General features: G+C 64.0%; 6 protein-coding genes. 4 read left to right on the forward strand and 2 right to left on the reverse strand.

Going from position 1 to position 6,220, the window contains the following annotated elements:
* Positions 1-88: 88 nt before the first annotated feature.
* Positions 89-1,504 (reverse strand): sigma-54-dependent transcriptional regulator, encoded by a 1,416-nt coding sequence (locus B5D49_RS14430; protein WP_078718430.1) that lies wholly within the window; start codon positions 1,502-1,504, stop codon positions 89-91.
* Positions 1,489-3,114, reverse strand: a complete 1,626-nt coding sequence (locus B5D49_RS14435; RefSeq protein ID WP_078718431.1) for an ATP-binding protein — start codon at positions 3,112-3,114, stop codon at positions 1,489-1,491. Before B5D49_RS14435 ends, B5D49_RS14430 begins: the two co-directional genes overlap by 16 nt.
* Before the next feature lie 103 nt (positions 3,115-3,217).
* Between B5D49_RS14435 and B5D49_RS14440 the strand changes: the two genes are divergently transcribed.
* The 4 genes from B5D49_RS14440 to B5D49_RS14910 all read left to right on the forward strand — a co-directional run bounded on the left by B5D49_RS14440 (position 3,218) and on the right by B5D49_RS14910 (position 5,988).
* Positions 3,218-4,219, forward strand: a complete 1,002-nt coding sequence (locus B5D49_RS14440) for a glycosyltransferase family protein (RefSeq protein WP_078718434.1) — start codon at positions 3,218-3,220, stop codon at positions 4,217-4,219.
* Positions 4,220-4,242: 23 nt separating this feature from the next.
* On the forward strand, positions 4,243-4,599 hold the full coding sequence (locus tag B5D49_RS14445; RefSeq protein ID WP_078718432.1) for a hypothetical protein: 357 nt from the start codon (positions 4,243-4,245) through the stop codon (positions 4,597-4,599).
* 124 nt (positions 4,600-4,723) lie between these two features.
* On the forward strand, positions 4,724-5,851 hold the full coding sequence (locus B5D49_RS14450; protein ID WP_078718433.1) for a hypothetical protein: 1,128 nt from the start codon (positions 4,724-4,726) through the stop codon (positions 5,849-5,851).
* Positions 5,848-5,988, forward strand: coding sequence for a hypothetical protein (locus tag B5D49_RS14910; RefSeq protein ID WP_159447261.1), 141 nt, complete (start codon positions 5,848-5,850; stop codon positions 5,986-5,988). The genes B5D49_RS14450 and B5D49_RS14910 overlap by 4 nt, the downstream gene beginning before the upstream one ends.
* Positions 5,989-6,220 lie beyond the last annotated feature (232 nt).

The following is a 6,220-nucleotide window of genomic DNA, read 5'->3' on the forward strand; positions in this document are numbered from 1 at the left end:
GGGGGTCCAGGGGGAAGAACCTTTCTTCAGAAAGGTTTTCCCCCTGGTCGCCGAAGGCTGCCTTCTTCCGTTCGACGCTGTCGTGCTATCAGCTGACTTTGGTCCCGACTTTCAGGCCGTATTTTTCTATGCGCGAGAGCAGGGTCGGGCGGGACATGCCCAGGAGTTTGGCGGCGCGGGTTCGGTTGTTGCCCGTCATTTCCAGGGCTTCGCCCACGGCCATTTTCCCGACCGTGCTCATGATGGCTTCAAAGGCGTCGCCTCCGCCGTGGCTGGTGAGCGTCCGGCGCACCCAGGCGCGTACCGGATCGCCTTCTTCCTTGTTATGTTCGGCGCCTTTTTCGCCCACGGCCAGGGCCAGTTCGTCCGGTCCCACGGGGCATCCCCGGCTGAAGATCACGGCGCGGTGCAGTTTGTTGGCCAGTTCGCGCACGTTGCCGTGCCAGTCCTGGGCGCGCAAAAACTGGATCGCGTCGCGGGTCAGGCCCGGGTTGTCCATGCCCATGTCCCGGCTGAAGCGTGCCAGAAAATATTCCGCCAGCAGGCCGATGTCGTCCTTTCGTTCCCGCAGGGGCGGCAGATACAGGGTGACCACTTTGAGCCGATAGTAGAGGTCTTCGCGGAACCGTCCTTCGGCCACGGCCGCTTCCAGGTTGCGATTGGTGGCCGCGATGATGCGGACATCCACGGGAACCGCGCCCTGCCCTCCCAGGCGTTCGATTTTCTTTTCCTGCAACAGCCGCAGGATTTTGGCCTGGATGCTTTCGGGCATGTCGCCGATTTCGTCCAGGAACACGGTGCCGTGGTTGGCTTTTTCAATTTTACCGACCCGCCGGTTCACCGCGCCGGTGAACGCGCCTTTTTCATACCCGAACAGCTCGCTCTCCAGCAGGGTTTCGGGGATGGCCACACAGTTGATGACCACAAAGGGTTTTTCGGACCGCAGGCTGTGTTGATACAGGGCGCGGGCCACCAATTCCTTGCCGGTGCCGGATTCCCCGCGCAGCAGCACGGTGGCGTCCGTGGGCGCGACCCGGCCGATGGCCTTGTAGATTTCGTGCATGGCCCCGGAGCGGCCGATCAGGGCTTCGCTGTCCGGGGTATCGGGCGGCGCGTCCATGGCCACCCTGTCGCGCATGACGCGGCCCGCTTCCAGCGCCTGGCTGATGAGGTTGAGGATGTCCGGGATGTCGAAAGGCTTGAGTACGTAGTCGAACGCCCCGAGCTTGGTGGCTTCGATGGCGGTTTCCGTGGAGGCGTAGGCGGTCATGATGATGACCTGGAGCCGCGGCTCCAGCTCGCGCATGCGTTGAAAAGCCTGGAGTCCGTCCATGCCGGGCATGCGTACGTCCATGACCACGAGGTCGGGTACGGATTCGCGCACGGCCTGGATGCCGGTCTCGCCGGATCCGGCAACGCGCACTTCATGGCCCTCGGCGTTGAGCAGCCGTTCAAAACTCAGGCGAAGCTGGGCGTCGTCGTCCACGATCAGTATCTGTGCCATACTTCCTCCGAATCGCAGGGCAGCACCAGCACGAATCCCGCGCCCGAGCCGCTGTTGCGCAGGTTGAGCCAGCCGCCGTGCTCCTCCATGATGCGCCGGGCCAGGGAAAGTCCCAGTCCCGTGCCTTCCTCCTTGGTGGAGAAAAACGGTTCGAAAATTTGTTCCCGCACGTGTTCGGCAATGCCGGGACCGTTGTCGTCGATGCGCACCGTGGCCACTTTGCCCTGGGGCTTCATGGTGCCGGTTTCCTCGCGGATGGTGATGGTGCCGCCCTGGACCATGGCTTCACAGGCGTTGAGCAGCAGATTGGCCACAACTTCCTTGATCTGGTCCGGATCGGCCTTGACTTCGGGCAGGCGGCGGCCCCGGATGAGCCGCAGTTCCACGCCGCAGGAGTCCAGGCGGTGGCGCAGCAGCTGCACCGTGGTATCCACGATGTCCGAAAGGCTTACGCGCTGAAAGCGAAGTTTTGGACGGCGGGAAAATTCCAGAAAATTGCGGATGATGGTATCCAAGTGCGCGATTTCCTCGCTGATGACTTCGAAATCCTCGCGCTGGGTGTCGTTCATTTGCAGGCTGCGTTCCAGCGAAAACAGCCGCATTTTCACGGAGGTCAGGGGGTTGCGGATGGAGTGGGCCACTCCGGCAGCCAATTTGCCCACCATGGCCATTTTCTCGGCCTGCATGAGGTGTTCGCGGCTCTGCATGAGTTTGGAATGGGTCTGATCCATGTCCTCCACAAGCAGTTCCATACGGCTGGAGAGCGCCTTGACCTCGTCCACCACGCGGCCCGGCGGGATTTCGCAAAAGCCCCCTCCTTCCGCGGCCAGACGGCGGATGGGATCCAGCACGCGCCGCAACAGCTGCCAACCCAGGAGCAGGCCCAGGATCAGGGCCAGGGGCATGGCGGTCCAGGACATGGCCGAGACCAGCCCGGCCCGTTCGCGGTATTCGGCACCGGCCTGGCGGATCATCTCCTCGTGCAGTTCCCGGAAGGCCACGCAAAGGTCGCGCAGGGATTCGAACTGGCGGCGCACCTCCCAGTGCAGCCGCGCCCCGTCTTCACGCCGCCCTTCGCGGTACAGGTCGATGACGCGATTTTTGGTCAGCACATACCGCAGGTATTCGGTTTCGATGCGGGCGAGCAGTTCGCGCCCCTGGTCGGACTGGACCATGCTCCGGGCCTTGACCAACCGTTCCTCAAAGGCCTTGCGGTGAATTTCCAGCTGTTCCAGCCAGGCTTCATCCGCGTTGAGAAAGAAATAGGTGGCGTATCCCTTCTGCATGACCAGATCGGTTTCCAACGCCTGGGCCACGCGTAGGGAGGCCACGTCCTGGTCCACCATGCGCACCACCAGCGCCTGGGTGCGGAAATTGGACCAGAGGGTGAACCCGGACCAGAGTGCGGCCACCAGCACCAGGGCGCAAAGCAGGGCCAGCAGTTGCGTCCGCAAACTCGGACGCGGTCCGCGAGGTTTGGAACGAGGGCGTTCCGATGGTTCCGGACCGGACTGCGGGGGCTGCTCATGGGTGCTCCGGGCGGTATCCGCGGCGGCATCCAAAGAGGCTGCCGGATCCGGTCCCGGCGTGGCGGCGAGGTCGTCGCTCATGTTCCCTCCTTGCCCGTTGGGGCGGCATTCAGTTTTCATGAATGTCATGGCTTTGGCAAGGGCGCGCTTGCCAACCGGCATCATTTATGGTCTTTCCCAATACATGCGAACCTACATTTTCATTCCTCCGGTGAAGCGGGCCGCCGGGGGCGTCACGGTATTGCGGCAGGTGGCCGGGGTATTGGCCCAGGCCGGACATGACGTGGAACTGGTGCTGCGCGAACCCGCGTCCTGGCGGCCCCAGGGGCTGCGCCGGGAGGTGGCGGAGCGGGATTGGAAGGATGTACAATTGCAATCCGGCGATCTTTGGGTCGTGCCGGAGGGGTGGGTCAATGCGTTGGCTCCGGGCCTGGAGGCAGGGGCGCGCTGCGTGAGTTACGTGCAAAACTGGGCCTATCTTTTTTCCGGCCTGCCCGAGAACGTGACCTGGACGCAATTGCCCGTGGAGCTTTGGGCCGTGTCCCACCCCGTGGCGCAGTTTATTGAACAGACCACGGGCCGGGAAGCGCCGATATTGCGGCCGGGCATTGACCGTGAGCTGTTCGCCACCCCTGCGGCCAAGCCCGAGGGACCGTTGCGCATCGCCTACATGCCCCGGAAGAACAAGGCCCAGGCCCGCCAGATTCAGGATATTTTCCGTTCCCGCAATCCCGACGCCCAAGTGCGCTGGACCCCCGTGGAAGGGTTGGACGCCCAGGGAGTGGCCCGCGCCCTGGCCCAAGCCCATATTTTCCTCATGACCGGCTTTCCGGAGGGATGCCCGTTGCCGCCTCTGGAGGCCATGGCCTCGGGATGTCTGTGCGTGGGCTTTTCCGGCTATGGCGGGTGGGATTACATGCGTCCGGCCCAGCCCCTGCCGCGTTTCACGCCCTGGTGGCCGTTGCGGGACGTGGACTGGGGCGGCAATGGGCTGTGGTGTGCGGACCTGGATGTTCTGGATGCGGCCCTGCTGTTGGAGCAGGCCGTGGAATGGATCACTGGCAACGCTCCAGAGTACGAAGCCACCTTGAAGAACGCCCGCCTGACCGCGGATGCCTACGATCTGGCCGCCCAGGAGCGCGCCGTGTTGGAGCTTTGGAAGAAACGTATGGCAACCAACGCCTGATACCGCATGCAGGAGAAAGCATCATGCTCGAACGATTGCGACAAATGAAGGACAAGGGACTTTCCGCGGCCTTGCGGCTGGCCCTGAATGAAAAATTTTCCCGGTACGGCAAGATTTCCGCCCTGCGGCTGGATACAGGAGCGCACGAGCTTCATGTGGACGTGCTTCTGGACGGAGAAGCCCACGAAACAACACTCACCGTGGAGCAATACGACCTGCTGCGCGAGGGGGACGGCCTGGTGATCATTCTGGGCAATGTGGCCGCCTCCCGGCCCTGGCTGGAACACATCATCAACGATGCTGCGGATTCCCTGCTGGAAAACCGCAAGCTGCCCGTGGAACACCCCGCCCTGGCCAAGGTGTTGTCCATGGTCCTTTAGCAGGGAGCCTCCCCCCCCCGCCGGAGTGCCGCCTGCCGTGGCACGAGGGCTTTCGCGTTGCCCGGACGCGGGTTTTCTGCTACCCGAAGGGTTCCGTTCCTCTCGGAACCCAAGGAGACCCCGCATGCCTTCGCCTTCCCCGCTTTCGGCATCCGTGCCGGAATCCGCTTCCATGCCGTGTCCCGCCCTGGCCCCCGCGCTAATGTTGGGATTTTGCCTGGGCTACTGTCTGTTGATGGCGGCTCCGGCCTCGGGCATGGGACCGCGCCCGGACGAGTTGCCCCGGTTTGCCGGCGACACGCACCAAACCGTGTATGAAGCATACTCCACAGCCGAGCAGGGCCGTTTGCTGGCCTATACCGTGGTCGTGCAGTTTGCGGGATGTCCGGATCAGGCCGGGTTCGTGTTCGATCTTGAGGCAGAACAGGACGCGGTGCTGCTGCCCGGGGTGGAACAATTGGGCCGGGACGAAACCTGTATGCGGCTTGACGGCCTGGAGCGTGGCCGGGACATGACCCGTTTACGTGGCCGGTTGGGCGGGTGCGAGCGGGGCGGACTCACAGCGACCATTCCCGTGGATTGCCCCGAAGGGTGCTCTCCCCCCACGCTGGAATTGCGGCACGATTGCGCCCATGCCGAAGTATGGATTGCGGGACAGCCCGAAATTATGGACGGCCACTCCGCACCACGCGGCCTTGGCTGGCTGGACGCGCCCCGCCATACCATGGTGGGATTTCATTTTTCCGATCTGCGGCCCGGCCCGCTCCAGTTGGTGTTCAGCCGCAACGAGGATGCGGAATTGCACGTGGCGGCCGTCCATTTCGTAAGCGATCCCGAGGCCGAGCATACCGCCCGGGTGGAATCCCTGGGCGCTGCTGAAAACGTGTATTCCGCCATGGTCCATGCCCCCGGGGAATATGAGTTGCTGATCCTGCTTTCCGGCGAGGAGGATCTGTCCGAGGTGACCGGACAAGTGATCCCGGCCGCGCCCCTGCGCGCCGTACCCGTGGAAACGGATTACGCGGCCGCAACCCAGTCCGCGGGTTCCCGTGTGGACCGGGATGGTCGATTTGTTTTTCCGGTGGATAATTGCGCCGGAGCCTGGGGACGCCGCAACGGGCTTTGCCCGGACCCCTCGACCAACGGTGGGACCGCTGCCCAAACTCCCCCGCGGTCCAACGACGCTTCGGGAGCCATCCTGGATTCGCGGCCTGGAACTGTTTCCACCAGAACCTGGCAGACCAGCCCATGAGCCTGCTGCTGGGAGCGCACATGTCCGTAAGCGGCGGCCTGCACCGGCCCATGGTGCTTGAAACCGATAAAGACGAGACCCTCGCCCACGACGTTCGAAACCTGACGCTCCTTCGGGGGCTGTGTTTGCAGGATTGACGTGTGTCGTCTGCGGCGGCTCCGGCGGGAAGAGAAAGACATGCCTCCGGCGGCCAGGAGGCCCGCGGCCCCCTGGACCCCCATTTACCGGTCTCGCGCTGCGCGCGGCCGGGGGCGTGCGGCGGGAAGGAGGGCCGGGGAGTGGCAAGGCGGAGCAGCGCGGCGGCGTGTCGTTCTGTTGCCGCGATTTCCGGGATGGCTCCGCCCTCCCGAAACTCGCGGCAACGGTGCG

Source organism: Paucidesulfovibrio gracilis DSM 16080 (assembly GCF_900167125.1).
GTDB lineage: Bacteria > Desulfobacterota > Desulfovibrionia > Desulfovibrionales > Desulfovibrionaceae > Paucidesulfovibrio > Paucidesulfovibrio gracilis.